Genomic DNA, 17,154 nt, shown 5'->3' on the forward strand with positions numbered 1-17,154 from the left:
GGCCTGATCGCGGCCGACGGCTCACCCCCAAGGTTCGCACGCCTCCACGGTCAGCACATGACATCCCGGATCTGACCGCGAATCCGCCGCGCGTGGATCGCATAAGATCCGTTCCCGACCAGCCGGGCAACCTGCGCTGGGCGGGTCGCCGCATACAAGCCCCGCGTGCGCACATGCGCGACCCGCCCCGCGCCCGCCTTCTGCCTGCACACAGCCTTCCCGGTTCCGCTTCGCACGCACCGTCCGGCGCGGACCTGCCGCGGATTTTCTCACTGGAATAATGAGAACGAACATTCGCTCTTGACCTGAGGCGGGGTTCTCGCCATGCTGAGAGCGAATATTCATTCTCATCCCCTGAGGTTCCATGGCCCTGGGTGCCCCCGATGTTTCCGTGCTCGATCATCGCTCCGAGCAGCAAAAACGTATCCTCACCGCCGCCGTGCAATGCTTTGCCCGCGACGGTTTCCACGGCACCTCCATGCAGAAAATCTGCGCCGAGGCGGGCATGAGTCCCGGCGCGCTCTATCGCTATTTTCCCTCCAAGGAATCCATCATCGGCGCCATCGTCGAGGGCGAGAGCGCGGAGCGGGCCAAGCTGTTCGAATTCCTCGACCAGGCGCCGAGCCTGATCGACGGGCTGACCGAATGCATCGCCGCTTTGCTCTCCAAGGACAGCTTGGATTGCGCCAAGCTCGGCCCGGAAATCATGGCCGAGGCGATCCGCAACGAGAAGCTGCGCGAGGCGCTGGAGCCGGTGGAAGAAGAGAGCCACGTGCTGCTGCGCGCGGCGTTGGTGTCTGGCATGGCGCGGGGCGAAATCGATCCGGAGATCGATGCCGACACGCTGGTGATGCTGCTGAAGGTGATGGGCGACGGGATGATCCTGCACAATCAATTGCATCCGCAATGGAATCTGTCGGATCGCCTGCCCGCCTTCGCCACCCTGGTGCGGCGCATGCTGTCGCCGGAAACGAAATCCCCCCCGCCATGAGCATCAGCTTGCCGCATTTTCCCTATCGTCATGCGCCGGCGCGGATGCCCCGACTCACCGACGCGCCCGTGCCTGGACACAGAAAGACCGACCACCCCATGCCCCGCCTCGCCCGCAGTGCCCCGCTGAACACTTCCAGGCGCCCAGCGCTGCCGCATCGCCTGCTCGTGGGCGCGCTGTTCGCCGGCGCACTCGTGGCACCCCAGTTCATCCCCCCGGCGCTGGCCGAGGCGCCGGCCGCCGAGGCCGTGAAGGGCCTGACCGTCAGCGTCACCCATCCCGAGAAGCGGGAGATGGTGGAAACCCTGCTGGTCACCGGCTCCCTGATCGCCCGCGAGGAGATCCAGGTGGGCCCGGAGATCGAGGGCTATCGCCTCACCGAGATCCTCGCCGAGGTGGGCGACCGGGTGAAGCAGGGCCAGGTGCTGGCGCGGCTCAACCGCGAGGTGCTGGAAACCCAGCTCGCCCAGAACACCGCCAACCGCGCCAAGGCCAAGGCCGCCATCGCGCAGCAGCGGGCCAATCTCGACCAGATGCTGGCGCAGGAAGCGGAAGCGACCTCCGCCGTGGAACGCTCGCGCCAGCTGCGCAAGACCGGCGTGGTCTCGCAGGAGACCCTGGACGAGCGCGAGCGCGCCGTGAAGGTGGCGAGCGCCCAGGTCGCGGCCACCCGCGAAGCCCTCGCCGCGAGCGAGGCCGATGCCGGCCTGGTGGAAGCGCAGCGCTCCGAGATCGCGCTGAAGCTCACCCGCACCGAGGTAAAGGCCCCCGCCGCCGGCGTGGTGCTGGCGCGCGACGCCCGCATCGGCGCCATCGTCTTGTCCACCAAGTCGGAGCCGCTGTTCCGCATCGCCCGCGACGGCGCCATCGATCTTGATGCCGAAGTGCCGGAATCCGCCATGCCGCGCATGCAGGTGGGGCAGAGCGTCGCCGTCACGCCCGCCGGCTTTTCCGCGCCGCTGAGCGGCAAGGTGCGCCTCATCTCCGCCCAGATCGACAAGTCGACCCGGCTCGGCAAGGTGGAGATCGCGCTCGCCCATGATGATCGCCTGCGTCCTGGCACCTATGGGCGGGGCCTGATCGAGATCGCCCGCCGCGAGGGGCTCGCCGTGCCGCAGTCGGCCGTCATGTTCGACGCCAAGGGCGCCTATGTGCTGGTGGTGAAGGATGGGATCGTGGCCGAGCGTCGCGTCGAGCCGGGCCTGAAGGGCGAGGGCCGCATCGAACTCGTCTCCGGCGTCGGCGCCGAGGATCTGGTGGTCGTGCGCGCGGGCGGCTTCCTGCGCGAGGGCGATCGCGTCACCGCCGTCGAAGCGGACCGCACCGCGGGAGCCAAGTAAGCACCATGGCCCTCAATATCTCCGCCTGGGCGATCCGCAAGCCCATCCCCTCCCTCGTCCTGTTTGTGGTGCTCACCGCGCTCGGCATCGTGCATTTCCGCTCGCTGCCGGTGACGCAGATGCCGAACATCGACGTGCCCATCGTCATGGTCTCCATCTCCCAGCCCGGCGCTGCGCCGAGCGAATTGGAAACCCAGATCACCAAGAAGGTGGAGAATGCGGTCGCCGGCGTTTCGGGGGTGAAGCACATCACCTCCTCGCTGTCGGAAGGCTCCTCCGTCACCACCATCGAATTCCATCTGGAAACGGCGGTGGACCGGGCGGTGAACGACACCCGCGACGCCGTCACCAAGATCCGCACCGAACTGCCCCAGGCGATCGAGGAGCCGCTGATCCAGCGGGTGGACATCGAGGGCCTGCCCATCGTCACTTATGCGGTCGCCTCGCCCACCATGAATGCGGAGGAACTCTCCTGGTTCGTGGATGATACCGTCGCCCGCACGCTCCAGGGCATTCGCGGCGTCGCGCAAGTGAAGCGCGAAGGCGGAGTGGACCGTGAAATCCGCGTCGCGCTCGATCCCGACCGGCTGATGTCGCTCGGCATCACGGCGGCGGAGGTCTCGCGCCAGTTGCGCGCCACCAATCTCGACGTCTCGGGCGGGCGCGGGGAAGTCGGCACGCAGGAGCAATCCATCCGCACGCTCGCCGGCGCCGCCAGCGTGGACGATCTCGCCGAGACCCGCATCGTGCTCTCCAACGGGCGCTATGTGCGGCTGAAGGATCTCGGCACCGTGACCGACGGGGCGGCGGAGCAGCGCGTGTTCGCGCGCCTCGACGGGCGGCCGGTGGTGGCTTTCGGCGTCTATCGCGCCAAGGGCTTCTCCGACGTGGTGGTCTATGACCGCACCGAGGCGGAGGTGAAGAAGCTGCTCGCGGCGCATCCCGACGTGTCCATCACCATGATCGACACCACGGTGCGCTACACCAAGGCGGATTATGAATCCGCCATGCACACGCTGATCGAAGGCGCGATCCTGGCGGTGATCGTGGTGTTCTTGTTCCTGCGCGACTGGCGCGCGACGCTCATCACCACGCTCGCCATCCCGCTGTCCATCCTGCCAACCTTCTGGGTGATGGACGCGCTCGGCTTTTCGCTGAACGCGGTGAGCCTGCTCGCCATCACGCTGGTCACCGGCATCCTGGTGGACGACGCCATCGTCGAGATCGAAAACATCGTGCGCCACATGCGACAGGGGAAATCCCCCTATCGCGCGGCCATCGAGGCGGCGGACGAAATCGGCCTCGCGGTGGTGGCGACCACCCTCACCATCGCCGCCGTGTTCGTGCCGGTGTCCTTCATGGGCGGCATTGCCGGGCAATATTTCAAGCAGTTCGGCATCACTGTGGCGGTGGCGGTGCTGTTCTCGCTCGCGGTGGCGCGGCTGATCACGCCGCTGATGGCGGCCTATTTCCTGCGTGACCACGGCCACCGGGAAACCGGCGACGGCTTCATCATGCGCCATTACGTGCGCCTGCTGGGCTGGTCGGTGCGCCACCGCTTCGTCACCATCGCCATGGGCTTCGGCGTGTTCGCCGGGACCATTTTCCTGTCCACCCTGCTGCCCTCGGGCTTCCTGCCGACCAACGACATCTCGCGCTCCATGCTCTCCATCGAGATGCCGCCGGGCACCACGATCGCCGAAACCCAGGCGGTCTCCGACCGGATCACGGCCGACCTGCTGAAGCAGCCGGAGGTGGCGAGCGTCTATGCCACCGCCGGCACCGGCGGACAGGGCGGCATGGCGATGATGGCGAGCGAGGTGCGCAAGGCGACGATCGTGGTCAATCTCAAGCCGCGCCATGAGCGCAGCGTCGACCAGAAGACCTTCGAAACCCGCCTGCACGACGATCTGGCGGCGTTGCCTGACATGCGCTTCACCTGGAGCCCCAACGGGCAGGCGGCACAGCGCGGCTTCTCCATGATCCTTTCCGGCAATGACGGCGAGGCGGTGGAACAGGCGGCGCTGAAGCTCGAAAAAGAAGTGCGCGACCACGTGCCGACCCTCGCCAACGTGGTCTCCAGCGCTGCGCTCGACCGGCCGGAAATCCGCATCGTGCCGAAGCTGGACCAGGCGGCGCAGCTCGGCGTCTCGGTGGATACCATCGCCGAGACGGTGCGCATCGCCACCATCGGCGACATCGCCGCGAACCTCGCGAAATTCTCCGCAAAGGACCGCCAGATCGACATCCGCGTGCAGATGGACGAGAGGGCGCGCGCCAAGCTCGCCACCTTCGACGCGCTCAAGGTGCCGACCTCCAAGCCCGGCGTCTCGGTGCCGCTCTCCTCCGTGGCGGACGTGAGCTTCGGCAAGGGCCCGACCTCGCTCGACCGCTACGACCGCGCGCGCCGAGTGGCCGTGGAAGCGGATCTGGTGGGGGAAACCCCGCTCGGCGCCGCCATCGAGGCGGTGCGCGCGCTGCCGGCCGCGAAGAACCTGCCGCAGGGCGTCGCCCTGATGGAATCCGGCGATGCCGAGATCATGGGTGAGGTGTTCTCCGGCTTCGCCCTCGCCATCGCCGCCGGCGTGATGCTGGTGCTCGCGGTGCTGGTGCTGCTGTTCCAGGACGTGCTTCAGCCCATCACCATCCTGGTGGCGCTGCCGCTCTCCGTCGGTGGAGCGTTCATCGCTCTGCTGCTGACGGGCAATTCCATCTCGCTGCCGGTGGTGATCGGTTTCCTGATGCTGATGGGCATCGTGACCAAGAACGCCATCCTGCTGGTGGATTTCGCCATCGAATCCATCGCCAAGGGCATGGACCGCACCACCGCGCTGATTGAATCCGGGCGCAAGCGCGCCCAGCCCATCGTCATGACCACCATCGCCATGGCGGCGGGCATGCTGCCGTCCGCGCTGGCGCTCGGCGAAGGCGGATCGTTCCGCGCGCCCATGGCGATCGCGGTGATCGGCGGGCTGATCGCCTCCACCGTGCTGTCGCTGGTGTTCGTGCCGGCGGTGTTCTCGGTGATGGACGATTTCAGCCACATCCTGGGCCGCCTGTTCGGCCGGTTCGTCGGCAAGCGGGACGAGCATCCCGGGCATGATCAGGACGCGCAGGGACCGGACGCGGAAGGATCGGACGCGCAGGGCGGGCAGAAGCGCCTGCCCTTCCCCCGCGCGGCCGAATGACACCGCGCGCCCCGGCCGGAAGGGGAAAACGGCCGGAGCGCGCCTGCGCCGGGACGTCTGCGCTCAGCGCAGGCCGCCCGAGGCGAAGATGATCTCGCCGGTGAGCCAGCCGGCATCGGCGGAGGCGAGGAACGTCGCCACGCGCGCGATATCCTCCGGCTGGCCGCCGCGCCCGAGCGGGGTCTTGGCGATCAGCTGCTTTTCCATGTCGCTGCCATTAATCCCAATGGCCCGCGTGCCTTCCGTATCCACCCCGCCGGGGCTGATGGTGTTGACACGGATCTGGCGCGGGCCGAGTTCGTTGGCGAGCACGCGCGTAATGGCGTCCACGGCCGCCTTGGTGGCGGTATAGACCGACGAGGTCGGCAGCGAGACCGCGGTCGCCGCCGAGGAAATATTGATGATGCTGCCGCCCTCGGCGGGGAAGTGCTTGACCGCCTCCCGGGTCGCCAGCAGCAGGCCGAGCACATTGGTATCGAACTGGCGATGGAAGTGCTCCTCGTTCACCTCCTCGATCGGCGCGAAAGTGTAGATCCCGGCATTGTTCACGAGAATATCCAGCCCGCCGAACGCGGCCTTGGTTTCAGCGAACAGGCGCGCCACGTTGGCGGCCTTCGCCACATCGCCCTGAACCGCGATCGCCTTGCCGCCGGCGGCGGTGATCTCCGCGACCACGCGCTCCGCGCCGTCCTTGCTGGAAGCATAGTTCACCGCCACAGCGGCCCCTTCGCCCGCAAGGCTTTTCGCGATGGCGGCGCCGATACCCTTGGAGGCCCCGGTGACCACCGCGACCTTGCCTGAAAGCTTGCCCATCTCATCTCTCCCAACGGAACATAGTTCGATAATTAGATAAATATCTAATTGATGTGGGGCGTAGATGGGTAGCCCAGCCGGCGTTGCAAGGGGGGCTTGCCAGGGGGGCTTGCCAGGGGGACTTGTGAGGGGGCGCACGAAGGCACGCGATGCCTTCGCGGGCGGTCTCAGATCCGGGAAAGCTGCTCGAGATAGGCGCCCAGCACATCACGGCGCAGCACGAGCTTGGCGAACTTGCCTTCACGCACGATGTCCACGAGGCCGGCGGTCTCAAGCTCTTTCACATGGTGGGAAATGGTCGCGGCGCTCACCGCATGGCACTCCGCCAGGGCACTGCACGCGAGATGCGCGCCTGCGGCGCCGATCTCCTTGAGGATCTGGTAGCGGCGCGGCTCCGCCAGGGCGCGGGCGATCTGAGCAAACTGCTTCTCGCTCAGATGAATGGGTTCCGCTGCCGACATGATCTCAAAACTCATATGCGCGATGGACCCTCACATGGCCGCCGCGAGGCTCAATATGTGGTCGGCACCGCGCTTTGACAACGCCGCGCGCCTCGCCCTTGCGGCATGCGCCCGGCCATCCGGCGCATGATACCTCCGAAACAGGGCGTCGAAAATCTAATTCACATTCATTTCAGGCGCCTTGACTTGTTCGCCAAAACGAACGATGTTGCGGCCAGGGAAACACCAACGATGGGTGCGGCCATGATGCGCTGCCTGTGTATGCGAATGTGACTGCGGCCCGATTTGAGCGCCGCGCCTTTTGCCGCCCGAAATTCCCTTCCAGCCGTCGGTTGCCTGCGCCCTGAAATGGACCGCCAGGACGAACGCGCCTTTGCGTTCACCGCCGACGAAAGCCGGAGATGATCGTGACCGCCATCCTGCCTATTCTTGCCGCATCGGCACAGCAAGCCGACCCTTCGGGAAGGCCCGCGCCCGTGCAACACCCCTTCATACCAGACCCCGCTCGCCGCGCCGTCATCGGCTTCGCGCATGTGGGAAAAACCTATGCCGCCCGCGCGGGCACGCCGCTGGTGGCGGCGCTGGAGGATGTGACTCTTTCCGTCCCCGAGGGTGCGATCGTCGGCGTCATCGGCCGCTCGGGTGCCGGCAAGTCCACCCTCATCCGCCTGGTGAACGGGCTGGAGCGGCCGACCTCCGGGCGCGTCGTGGTGGACGGCACCGACATCACCGCCCTGACCGAAAAGTGCCTGCGCGATGCGCGCCGCTCCATCGGCATGATCTTCCAGCATTTCAACCTGCTGGCCCGCCGCACGGCCTATGAGAACGTGGCCCTGCCGCTGGAAATCGCCGGCGTCTCGCGCCGCGAGATCAAGGCGCGGGTGGAACCCTTGCTCGATCTGGTGGGCCTCGCCGACAAGCGCGACCGCTATCCCGCCGAACTCTCCGGCGGGCAGAAGCAGCGCGTCGGCATCGCCCGCGCGCTCGCCACCCGCCCGCGCGTTCTGCTCTCGGACGAAGCCACCTCCGCCCTCGATCCGGAAACCACGAACCAGATCCTCGCTTTGCTACGCAAGGTGAATGCCGAACTCAAGCTCACGGTATTGCTGATCACCCACGAAATGGCGGTCATCAAGGCGGTGGCAAACCGGGTGGCGGTGCTGGACGGCGGGCGCATCGTGGAAGAAGGCCGCACGTTCGAAATCTTCTCCCATCCCCGCCATGCGACCACCAAGGCCTTCATTTCCGCCATCACCGGCGCCGCCCTGCCGGCCCAGGTGGCGGACCGGCTGAAACCCGTCCGCGTCGGGGAGGCGCAAGCGGTGCTGCGCCTCGTGTTCACCGGCACCCATGCGACCGACCCCGTGCTGTCGCGCGTCTCGCGCCTGCTCGGCGTCGATGTGAACATCATCCAGGCCCAGGTGGACGACATCGCGGGCGAACCGTTCGGCGTCATCGTGGTGTCGGTGCCGGGCGATATCGCGACCGTGGCGGCGGTGCAGGCCGCCGTCACCGGGCTCGGCCTCGGCGTGGAGGTGCTTGGCTATGTTTCCTGAAATCCTGCCCCCCGCCATCGTCGATCTGCTGATCGATGCCACCCGCCAGACCCTCTACATGGTCGCCGTCGCCGGCCTCATCGGCACCGCCATCGGTCTGCCGCTGGGCGTGTTCCTGGCCACCAGCCGCAGCGGCGAATTATTCGCCGCGCCGGTGCTGAACCACGCGCTCGGGCTGGTGGTGAATGCCGCGCGCTCCACGCCCTTCATCATATTGGTGGTGGCGATCATCCCCTTCACCCGGCTGATCGCCGGCACCTCCATCGGCACCAATGCGGCCATCGTGCCGCTGACGGTGGCGGCGGCGCCGTTCATCGCCCGGCTGATCGAGGCCGCGATCCGCGAGGTGGACCAGGGCCTGGTGGAGGCCGCCCGCGCCATGGGGGCAAGCCCGCTCCAGATCGTGGGCAAGGTGCTTCTGCCGGAAGCTTTGCCCGCCATCACCCTCGCCCTCACCCTCGCGGTGGTGAGCCTGCTCGGCTATTCCGCCATGGTGGGCGCGGTGGGCGGCGGCGGCCTCGGCGATCTCGGCATCCGCTTCGGCTACCAGCGCTTCATGCCCGACGTGATGGCCGCCGTGGTGATCGTCCTGATCCTCCTGGTGCAGGCGGTGCAGAGCTTCGGCGACCTGCTCGCCCGCCGCCTCGACAAGCGCAACCGGCGCGACTGATCCCATCCTTCAAGGAGACCCCGACAATGAAAGTTCGCTTCCGCGCGTTCACGACCGCGCTCACCCTTTCGTTCGTCCTGACGAACACTGCCGCCTTTGCCGAGACCATTTCGGTGGGCGTCACCCCCGGTCCCCATGCCCAGATCCTGGAAGCAGTGAAGCCCATCGCCGCCAAGCAGGGCCTGGATATCAAAATCGTCGAATTCTCCGACTATGTGGTGCCGAACACGGCGCTGGATGCCGGCGAAATCCAGGCGAATTCGTTCCAGCACCAGCCCTATCTCGACAATCAGGTGACGGATCGCGGCTATAAGATCGTCTCGGTGGCCCAGACCGTGAATTTCCCGATCGGCATTTATTCCAAGAAATTCAAGAGTCTGGACGACCTGCCCGTGGGCGCGACCATCGCCATTCCCAATGATCCGACCAATGGCGGGCGGGTGCTGCTGCTGCTGGCGGACAAGGGATACATCAAGCTGCGCGCGGACGTCGGCTTTAAGCCGAGCGTGGCGGATATCATTGAAAACAAAAAGAAATTCAAGATCGTCGAAATCGACGCCGCCCAGCTCCCGCGCTCCCTGCCGGATGTCGACGCGGCCGGCATCAATACCAATTATGCCAAGGAAGCCGGCCTCGACCCGGTGAAGGATCCGATCCTGCGCGAAGACCCCAAGGGGCCTTATGTCAATGTCATCGCCGTGCGCACGCAGGACAAGGACAAGCCGTTCGTGAAGATCCTGGTGGAAAGCTATCGCTCGCCCGAGGTGAAGGACTTCATCCTCACCACCTTCAAGGGCGCCGTGCTGCCGAGTTGGTGAACTTCTAAGAGCCTGGATCGATACGCCCCCTCTCCCCGTCGGGGAGAGGGCCGGGGTGAGGGGCAAGAGCGGTTTCCCGACGCCGCCCCCTCACCCGCCCGCTGCGCGGTCGACCTCTCCCCGGCGGGGAGAGGTGGGGAATGAGAGGGGTGGGAAGAAGAAGACTTTCGCAGTCTTTCCGCAATATCCCGCACGTACCCCCCTCTCCCCGCCGGGGAGAGGGCTGGGGTGAGGGACAAGAGCGGTTTCCCGACGCCGCCCCCTCTCCCGTCCGCTGTGCGGCCGACCTCTCCCCGTAGGGGGAGAGGGGCCTCCTTAGGCGTTGGCTTCGAGGCGCGTGAGCACGGCGGTGCGCGCTTGGTCGATCTGCTGCTCGTAATTGTCCGCAAGCGGCTCGCCCAAGGCATTTTCCAGCACGCCACGCACCGCATAAAGCGCGGCCAGTTCGGCGGGATGCTCCAGATCGTCCCGCGCGTCCTGTTCCGCCGGATCGGACGTGATGCGGGAGATCAGATCCAGCAGAACCACCGCCACCGAACGGTCCAGCGTCATCACCACATCGCCGCTGGGCAAGGTGACGGAATCGGTGAGCGGCTCGTTCTGGGGCGCAGACATGTTCTGAGGCGCGGACATGGCGTTTTCCATTCAAGGATCAATGAGCAAAGCCTATAGGGCGTTTGCGGCAAGGGCGCGACCTTGCGTCAGCGCCGGGCGATGAGAAACAGGCGCGGGAAGGCGAGCAATGCCTTGCCGTCCGCCCGCAGCGGATAGGCGGCCGCGAGGCGCGCCTGATAGGCGGCGAGAAATTCCACCCGCTCCGCCGCGTCCAGCGGGTCGAGGAACGGGCGCAGGCCGGTGGATTTCAGCCATTCCACGATCGCGCCACGCCCGTCGAGCGGGTGATAATAAGTGGTGCGCCAGATATCGACCTGCACGGTATCTGCGATCAGCAGGTTGTAATACGCGCCCGCCGATGGCAGCTCGGTGCGCGCGCCCACCGCCTCCGCGAGCTTTCCCGCCCATGGCCCATCCAGAGCCGTCTCGCGCATGGCAACATGGGACGGCTGGTCGAGATTGTCCGGCATCTGCACCGCCAGCACGCCGCCGGGCGCGAGCAGGGAGAGGAGGCGCGGAAACAGGCGCGCGTGGTGCGGCACCCATTGCAGCACCGCATTGGCGAAGATCAGATCCGCCGGCCGATCGAGCGTGAACGTGGATGCATCGCCCGCCGCAAAGCGCGCGCCGGGCAGGCGCTGGCGGGCAGCCTCCAGCATGGCGGGCGAGGTATCGATGCCGAGCACATCGGCGCCAGGAAAGCGCTGCGCCACCAATTCGGTGGAATTGCCCGGCCCGCAGCCGAGATCCACGGCGAAGGCGGCCTCGGCGAGCGGCACATGGGACAGCAGATCCCGCGCCGGGCGGGTGCGCTCATCCTCGAACTTGAGATATTGGCGGGCGTTCCAATCCTCGGCCATGGCAGCACTCCGCGCCTCAAAGAAAAGCCGCCCGGAGGCGGCGCGTTCACCCAAACCCGCCACGCCAATTCTTGGGCGGCTTGGATGCTCTGGTCTGCCGCGGCAACCAGTCCGGCCGGGGTGCCCGGCGCTCGGCCTCGGTCACGCGGTCCTCTTCCGGGAGCATCTCGTCCTGCCCGTCATAGGCATCGGCCGGCGCCTGGCCAGGGCTGCCTTCGCAGATCATGAGCTGGCCGGCATTCTTCGTCCGCTTGCGCGTGCCGGGCATCGAAATCCTGCTTTCAACCTCGGACGAGGTTATTGCTGTACCGTCGGATTTCTACCATGCCGTGCCGCACCCGCCAAGAACACCGGCAAAGAACACCGGCAAAGAACACCCGCCGCAGTGGCGGGCCGGCCCTCGCGCCGAAAGAGTAAAAGCGGGCAGCGCACCGCCCGCCCTCCGATCAGCGGCCGAACTTCTTGTAGTGGATGCGCTTGGGGATGATGGAATCGATGCCGAGGCGCCGCTTCTTGTCTTCCTCATAATCCGCGAAATTGCCCTCGAACCATTCCACATGGCTGTCGCCCTCGAAGGCCAGCATGTGGGTGGCGATGCGATCCAGGAAGAAGCGATCATGCGAGATGATGACGGCGCAGCCGGCATAATCTTCCAGCGCCTCTTCCAGGGCTCGCAGGGTTTCCACGTCGAGATCGTTGGTCGGCTCGTCGAGCAGCAGCACATTGCCGCCGCGCTGGAGCGTGCGGGCGAGATGCACGCGGTTGCGCTCGCCGCCCGAAAGCATGCCGACCTTCTTCTGCTGGTCGCCGCCCTTGAAATTGAAGGCCGCGCAATAAGCGCGCGAAGGAATTTCCTTCTTGCCGACATAGATGACCTCGTTGCCGCCGGAGATTTCCTCCCAGACGGTCTTCTTGTCGTCCAGCGCGTCGCGGCTCTGGTCCACATAGCCGAGCTTCACCGACTCGCCGATGGAGATCGACCCGCCGTCCGGCTGCTCCTGGCCGGTGATCATGCGGAACAGCGTGGTCTTGCCCGCGCCGTTGGGCCCGATGACGCCGACGATGCCGCCCGGCGGCAGCTTGAAGGACAGATCGTCGATCAGCAGGCGATCGCCGAACGCCTTGTTGAGATGGTCGAAGGCGATGACGTTCTGTCCCAGCCGCTCGGCCACGGGGATGACGATCTGGGTCGCCGAGGGCATGCGATCGGAGGCCTTCTCCAGCAATTCCTCATAACGCTGGATACGCGCCTTGCTCTTGGCCTGGCGGGCGCGGGGCGAGGTGCCCATCCATTCCTGCTCGCGGGCGAGCGCGCGCTGGCGCGCCTCGTCCTCGCGGCCTTCCTGGGTCAGGCGCTTCTGCTTCTGCCCGAGCCAGGAGGAATAATTGCCCTCGTAGGGAATGCCGCGGCCGCGATCCAGCTCCAGGATCCAGCCGGTAACATTGTCGAGGAAGTAGCGATCATGGGTGACGATCAGGATCGCGCCCGGATAGGACCGCAGATGGCCTTCGAGCCACGCGGTGGTTTCCGCGTCCAGATGGTTGGTCGGTTCGTCGAGCAGGAGCAGTTCCGGCTGTTCCAGCAGCAGGCGGCACAGCGCCACGCGGCGCCGCTCGCCGCCCGAGAGGCTGGCGACTTCCGCATCGTCCGAGGGGACGCGCAGCGCGTCCATCGCCTGGTCCACCTTGCTGTCGAGATCCCATAGGCCCTGGCCTTCGATCTCGTCCTGAAGGCGGGTCATCTCGTCCGCCGTCTCGTCGGAATAATTCATGGCGAGCTCGTTATAGCGATCGAGGATCGCCTTCTGCTTCGCCACGCCGTCCATGACGTTTTCGCGCACGCTCTTGGTGGGATCGAGCTGCGGCTCCTGGGCGAGATAGCCCACGCGCACGCCTTCCGCGGGGCGCGCCTCGCCGGAAAAGTCCTTGTCCATCCCGGCCATGATCTTCAGCAGGGTGGACTTACCGGCACCGTTCGCGCCCAGCACGCCGATCTTGGCGTCCGGGTAGAAAGACAGGTGCACATTGTCGAGCACCTTCTTGCCGCCTGGATAGGCCTTGGTGAGGCCATGCATGTGATAGGCATATTGATAGGACGCCATGCGCCACCGGCTCCGGAAAAGGGATGCAGGAAAGTTGCCGTCGTTCTAGCCTCCTGTGAAGACGCGGGCAACAAGCCCGTCGCAGATCCCAGGGAGACGCACATGGGCGGACCGCACGACCATCCCCACCCGCACGGCGACCACACCCACGACGAGAAGGCCGGCGACACGCCCATCCCCTCCCCCGGGATCGACTGGCGCACAAAGGGCGTGAAGGTGATTCCAGGCGACAATCTCGATCCCAATACCGCCCAGACGCCCGGCATGAACCGCGCCACCGCCATCAATCGCGCGCGCGCCGGGGCCGAGAAGCTCTGGGCCGGCACGGTGCATATCCATCCCGACGCCAAGACCGGGGCGCATCACCATGGCGATCTGGAAAGCGTGATCTTCGTGGTCAAGGGCAAGGCGCGCATGCGCTGGGGCGACCATCTGGAATTCACCGCCGAAGCCGGCCCCGGCGATTTCATCTATGTGCCGCCCTATGTGCCGCACCAGGAAATCAACGCCTCGCCCGACGAAACGCTGGAATGCGTGCTGGTGCGCTCGGGCCAGGAGCCGGTGGTGGTGAACCTCGATATCGAGCCTGTGGAAAAACCTACCGCCGTCAAATGGATCGACTCGATCCACAAGGAATGAGCCGGCGAAAGGGTTTGCTGGCTATTCGCTGGCGGTGTGGTGTGGCGCTCCAGAGCGCCGCCCCGCGGTTTTTTCCCCAGGCCGGCCAGAAACGCCGCGAAAGCCTGTTGCAATCCCGATTTCGTTTTGGCATAGACACGCACCTGCCCGGCGGCACACCGCCACGGCAGATGGATGCGGGTGTAGCTCAGGGGTAGAGCACAACCTTGCCAAGGTTGGGGTCGTGGGTTCGAATCCCATCGCCCGCTCCAAATTTTCCCAATAAAATCAGACAGCGAGCAAACGCCCTTCGGGGCGTTTTCTGCTTCCGTTACACTCGGCTGTGCGGCGTGGAAGCGGAATGGAAGCATCGGGACGAAAGTCGCCGGCTGTCCTGGCGGGCGTTCGGCGGCTCTCCGTCGCCGCGGGCAAGCGAGAGCCTGACCTATTCTGCGGTCAAAATGCCCGCTCCCGACTTCGGAACAGAAGCTTGAACAAAACAGAAGCGGGTTGAGGCCGATGCGGTCCCATCCGTCGCCATCTCGCAAGGGGCTGGCGGGGCTAAACTTCAGCCTATGTCATCACTGCGGAGTGAGCCGCTCGCACAGACATCAAGCCCGCATTACACATTGCCTGATTCGACGTGGCCATAAGCGACCATTTGGTGTCGGCGGGCGGTGCGGTGCGGTGCGGTGCGGTGCGGGCGCAAAACCTGCCTCTTGAGTTCTCTCAATGCGGCATCCGCCACTTTCGGGTGTTCTTCGCCATGGAGATACCCGTTCAAGGTCGATGGCGCCTCGTCGCGGCGTGAGAGAGAAACGTAGACATGCGACACATCAAGCTGGCGCTTTTCGGCATCCTCGCTTTCATGTCCGTCCTGTGGATCGCAGCGGAGCCAGGGCTGTTCCAACTGAACGGCTTCTTCGCGGTGCGGGCGGCAGCGGCGCAATATACCGGCGTCCTTGCCATCGCCGTCATGAGCGTGGCGATGATGCTGGCCCTGCGCCCGCGCTGGCCCGAGCGCTGGATGGGCGGGCTCGACAAGATGTATCGCCTCCACAAATGGCTCGGCATCACGGCGCTTGTCACTGCCGTCATCCATTGGCTGTGGGCGCAGGGGCCGAAATGGGCTGTGGGCTGGGGCCTGCTGGAGCGACCCGCCCGCGGCCCACGGCCTCCCATCGCGAACCCGGTGGAGGCCTTCCTTTCGAGCCTGCGCGGCACCGCCGAGGGCATCGGCGAATGGGCCTTCTACGCGGCCGTGGCGCTGATCGCGCTGGCCCTGATCCGCATCTTTCCCTACCGCTGGTTCTACAAGACCCACCGCCTGCTGGCTGTTGCCTATCTGGTGCTGGTGTTCCACACGGCGGTGCTCCTGAACTTCGCCGACTGGATGACGCCGCTCGGGGGTGTGATGGCGGTGCTGCTGGCCGGCGGCACCTTCGCCGCAGGCGTGGTGCTGGCGCGCCGGGTCGGCGCCGCGCGCCAGGTGAAGGGGCGGATTGCCGAGCTGAATTATTTCCCGGGGGTGAAGGTGCTCGAAACCATCATTGATGTGCCCGCCGGCTGGCCGGGGCATCGGGCGGGCCAGTTCGCCTTCGCCCTGTCAGATGCCTCCGAAGGCGCGCATCCCTACACCATTGCTTCGGGGTGGCATCCGGACCATCCACAGATCACGTTCATTACCAAGGAGTTGGGCGACCACACCAGCCGCCTGAAGGAGCGGCTCAAGGTCGGCCAGGAGGTGCGGGTCGAGGGGCCATACGGCTGCTTCACCTTCGACGACGACTGCCGCCGCCAGATCTGGATCGGCGGCGGCATCGGCATCACCCCGTTCATCGCGCGCATGAAGCACATGGCCCTGCGCGGCGAGGCACCCGACTGGCAGGAAGGACAGACGGTGGACCTTTTCCACGCCACCTCCGATGTGGACGAAGGGGCGCTCGCCAAACTCGGGGAAGACGCAAGATCCGCCAACGTGCGCCTACACCTGCTGGTCAGCGCGCGCGACAGCCGGTTGACCGGCGCCCGCATCCGCGAGGCGGTGCCGAACTGGCGCGAGGCCAGCATCTGGTTCTGCGGTCCCGCCGGCTTCGGGGCGACGTTGCTGCGGGATTTTGCCACCGTGGGATTTCCCGTGGAGCAGAGGCTCCATCAGGAGCTCTTCGACATGCGGTGAGGCTGGCTCAACCTGTTGTGTCCAAATCGGAGGCGGGAGCCCGGACGGGGCGCAGAACCGCTGACCGCGGCTCCGCCCGCAGCGGCAACGGCTCACCGCCTGCAGACATGCTTCCGGCTGCGGTTGGGGAGGGTCCCGCGCATCTGCCGCGCTTCGTCAACGGCGCGACTGTGGCGGGACCATTAGTCGGACGCCACTCCCGGCAACATCCGCCTAGCCGAGCGGGCTCGACGAGACAGGCCGGTCGCGACAAAGCACGTCGGAGGCGGCGGGCATACGTCCGGGCCGCCGGCGAACCCTAACCCGTCACGCTCACATCATGCATCCCATGCCGGTGAGCAGCTCGTTGGCCTTCTTCTTCTGGCCATCGCTAAGCGCGGCGTAGAGGTCGCTTAGCGGCTGCTTCATGTCCTTGAGAGCGGCGGCGCGGGCTTCCATCACCGCGATACGGGACTCCAGACGCTCCAGCGGCGTATCGGCGTCAAAGCTGGCGCGCATGGCCTGGCGCAGGCCCTGCATGCTGACGAAATTGTTCTTCATCGCCACCACATAGGCGTCCCATGCCTTGGCCTGCGCATCGGTGACGCCGAGCTCGGCCTTCAGGAAGGCAACTCGCCCCTCGATGAAGGCGGGTAGCTGGCCGTCGGCATCACCCGTCATCCCGCCACCGCAGCCGCCCATCATGCTCCGGGCCGAGCGCTGGAAGCCAGGGCCCCAGCTCCTCTGGCCCGGGCCCATATAACCCTCACCCTGACCCATCATGCCCGGACCATAGCCGGGCCCACCGCCCATCTGGGCGCTCGCCGGCACAACGGACAATACCGCCGCGACCAGCGCAAACGCTGCGACGCGCGTACCAGAGACAGACTTGATCTTCATGACGCTCTTCCTTCCTGCGGGCGGACACGTCCACCCCTCCGAACTTAACCGGGGTTGAGCCCGG

15 protein-coding genes and 1 tRNA gene are annotated in these 17,154 nt (G+C 66.2%); 9 read left to right on the top strand and 7 right to left on the bottom strand.

Translation table 11 applies throughout. The features are described from left to right. Window positions 1–364 precede the first annotated feature (364 nt). From V5G24_RS18435 to V5G24_RS18445, 3 genes are all read left to right on the top strand, one after another. Window positions 365–991 (top strand): TetR/AcrR family transcriptional regulator, encoded by a 627-nt coding sequence (locus V5G24_RS18435; protein WP_394085703.1) that lies wholly within the window; start codon window positions 365–367, stop codon window positions 989–991. 98 nt (window positions 992–1,089) lie between these two features. Further along, a complete protein-coding gene (locus V5G24_RS18440) occupies window positions 1,090–2,331 on the top strand; it encodes an efflux RND transporter periplasmic adaptor subunit (protein WP_394085701.1) in 1,242 nt (413 codons plus the stop codon). A 5-nt stretch (window positions 2,332–2,336) separates the two neighbouring features. Next, window positions 2,337–5,519, top strand: a complete 3,183-nt coding sequence (locus V5G24_RS18445; RefSeq protein WP_394085700.1) for an efflux RND transporter permease subunit — start codon at window positions 2,337–2,339, stop codon at window positions 5,517–5,519. 63 nt (window positions 5,520–5,582) lie between these two features. Here the strand turns inward: V5G24_RS18445 and V5G24_RS18450 are convergent, their stop codons facing one another. Beyond that, a complete protein-coding gene (locus V5G24_RS18450; protein WP_394085699.1) occupies window positions 5,583–6,332 on the bottom strand; it encodes a glucose 1-dehydrogenase in 750 nt (249 codons plus the stop codon). 167 nt (window positions 6,333–6,499) lie between these two features. Next, window positions 6,500–6,793, bottom strand: a complete 294-nt coding sequence (locus V5G24_RS18455; RefSeq protein WP_394085698.1) for an ArsR/SmtB family transcription factor — start codon at window positions 6,791–6,793, stop codon at window positions 6,500–6,502. Window positions 6,794–7,269: 476 nt separating this feature from the next. Between V5G24_RS18455 and V5G24_RS18460 the strand changes: the two genes are divergently transcribed. From V5G24_RS18460 to V5G24_RS18470, 3 genes are read left to right on the top strand one after another with little or no spacing between them, the layout of a single operon-like run. After that, a complete protein-coding gene (locus V5G24_RS18460) occupies window positions 7,270–8,349 on the top strand; it encodes a methionine ABC transporter ATP-binding protein (RefSeq protein ID WP_394085697.1) in 1,080 nt (359 codons plus the stop codon). Next, window positions 8,339–9,019 (top strand): methionine ABC transporter permease, encoded by a 681-nt coding sequence (locus tag V5G24_RS18465; RefSeq protein WP_394085696.1) that lies wholly within the window; start codon window positions 8,339–8,341, stop codon window positions 9,017–9,019. The genes V5G24_RS18460 and V5G24_RS18465 overlap by 11 nt, the downstream gene beginning before the upstream one ends. A 26-nt stretch (window positions 9,020–9,045) precedes the next feature. Continuing rightward, entirely contained in the window at window positions 9,046–9,837 is a 792-nt protein-coding gene (locus V5G24_RS18470) for a MetQ/NlpA family ABC transporter substrate-binding protein (RefSeq protein ID WP_394085695.1), read from the top strand. A 315-nt stretch (window positions 9,838–10,152) separates the two neighbouring features. Here V5G24_RS18470 and V5G24_RS18475 read toward each other — a convergent pair whose 3' ends face one another. The 4 genes from V5G24_RS18475 to ettA all read right to left on the bottom strand — a co-directional run bounded on the left by V5G24_RS18475 (window position 10,153) and on the right by ettA (window position 13,414). Next, a complete protein-coding gene (locus V5G24_RS18475; RefSeq protein WP_394085694.1) occupies window positions 10,153–10,470 on the bottom strand; it encodes a hypothetical protein in 318 nt (105 codons plus the stop codon). Window positions 10,471–10,538: 68 nt separating this feature from the next. Further along, window positions 10,539–11,312 (bottom strand): trans-aconitate 2-methyltransferase, encoded by a 774-nt coding sequence (gene tam / locus V5G24_RS18480; RefSeq protein ID WP_394085693.1) that lies wholly within the window; start codon window positions 11,310–11,312, stop codon window positions 10,539–10,541. A gap of 46 nt (window positions 11,313–11,358) precedes the next feature. After that, window positions 11,359–11,580 carry a hypothetical protein gene (locus V5G24_RS18485; protein WP_394085692.1) on the bottom strand — a complete coding sequence of 74 codons (222 nt, stop codon included), beginning with the start codon at window positions 11,578–11,580 and terminating at the stop codon, window positions 11,359–11,361. Between the two features lie 178 nt (window positions 11,581–11,758). After that, the gene (ettA, locus tag V5G24_RS18490) at window positions 11,759–13,414 is read right to left on the bottom strand and encodes an energy-dependent translational throttle protein EttA (protein WP_394085691.1); all 1,656 of its coding nucleotides are present in this window, start codon (window positions 13,412–13,414) and stop codon (window positions 11,759–11,761) included. 102 nt (window positions 13,415–13,516) lie between these two features. On the opposite strand from ettA, the gene V5G24_RS18495 reads away from it, so the two are divergent. The 3 genes from V5G24_RS18495 (at window position 13,517) to V5G24_RS18505 (ending at window position 16,211) form a co-directional block, all read left to right on the top strand. Further along, a complete protein-coding gene (locus V5G24_RS18495; RefSeq protein ID WP_394085690.1) occupies window positions 13,517–14,053 on the top strand; it encodes a cupin domain-containing protein in 537 nt (178 codons plus the stop codon). 176 nt (window positions 14,054–14,229) lie between these two features. Then, a tRNA-Gly gene (locus V5G24_RS18500) sits at window positions 14,230–14,304 on the top strand. Window positions 14,305–14,858: 554 nt separating this feature from the next. Then, window positions 14,859–16,211 (top strand): ferredoxin reductase family protein, encoded by a 1,353-nt coding sequence (locus V5G24_RS18505; RefSeq protein WP_394085689.1) that lies wholly within the window; start codon window positions 14,859–14,861, stop codon window positions 16,209–16,211. Between the two features lie 312 nt (window positions 16,212–16,523). Here V5G24_RS18505 and V5G24_RS18510 read toward each other — a convergent pair whose 3' ends face one another. Continuing rightward, a complete protein-coding gene (locus tag V5G24_RS18510) occupies window positions 16,524–17,090 on the bottom strand; it encodes a Spy/CpxP family protein refolding chaperone (protein ID WP_394085688.1) in 567 nt (188 codons plus the stop codon). Between the last annotated feature and the right edge of the window lie 64 nt (window positions 17,091–17,154).

It is taken from the genome of Roseixanthobacter finlandensis (assembly GCF_043195105.2).
Taxonomy (GTDB): Bacteria; Pseudomonadota; Alphaproteobacteria; order Rhizobiales; family Xanthobacteraceae; genus NCEH01.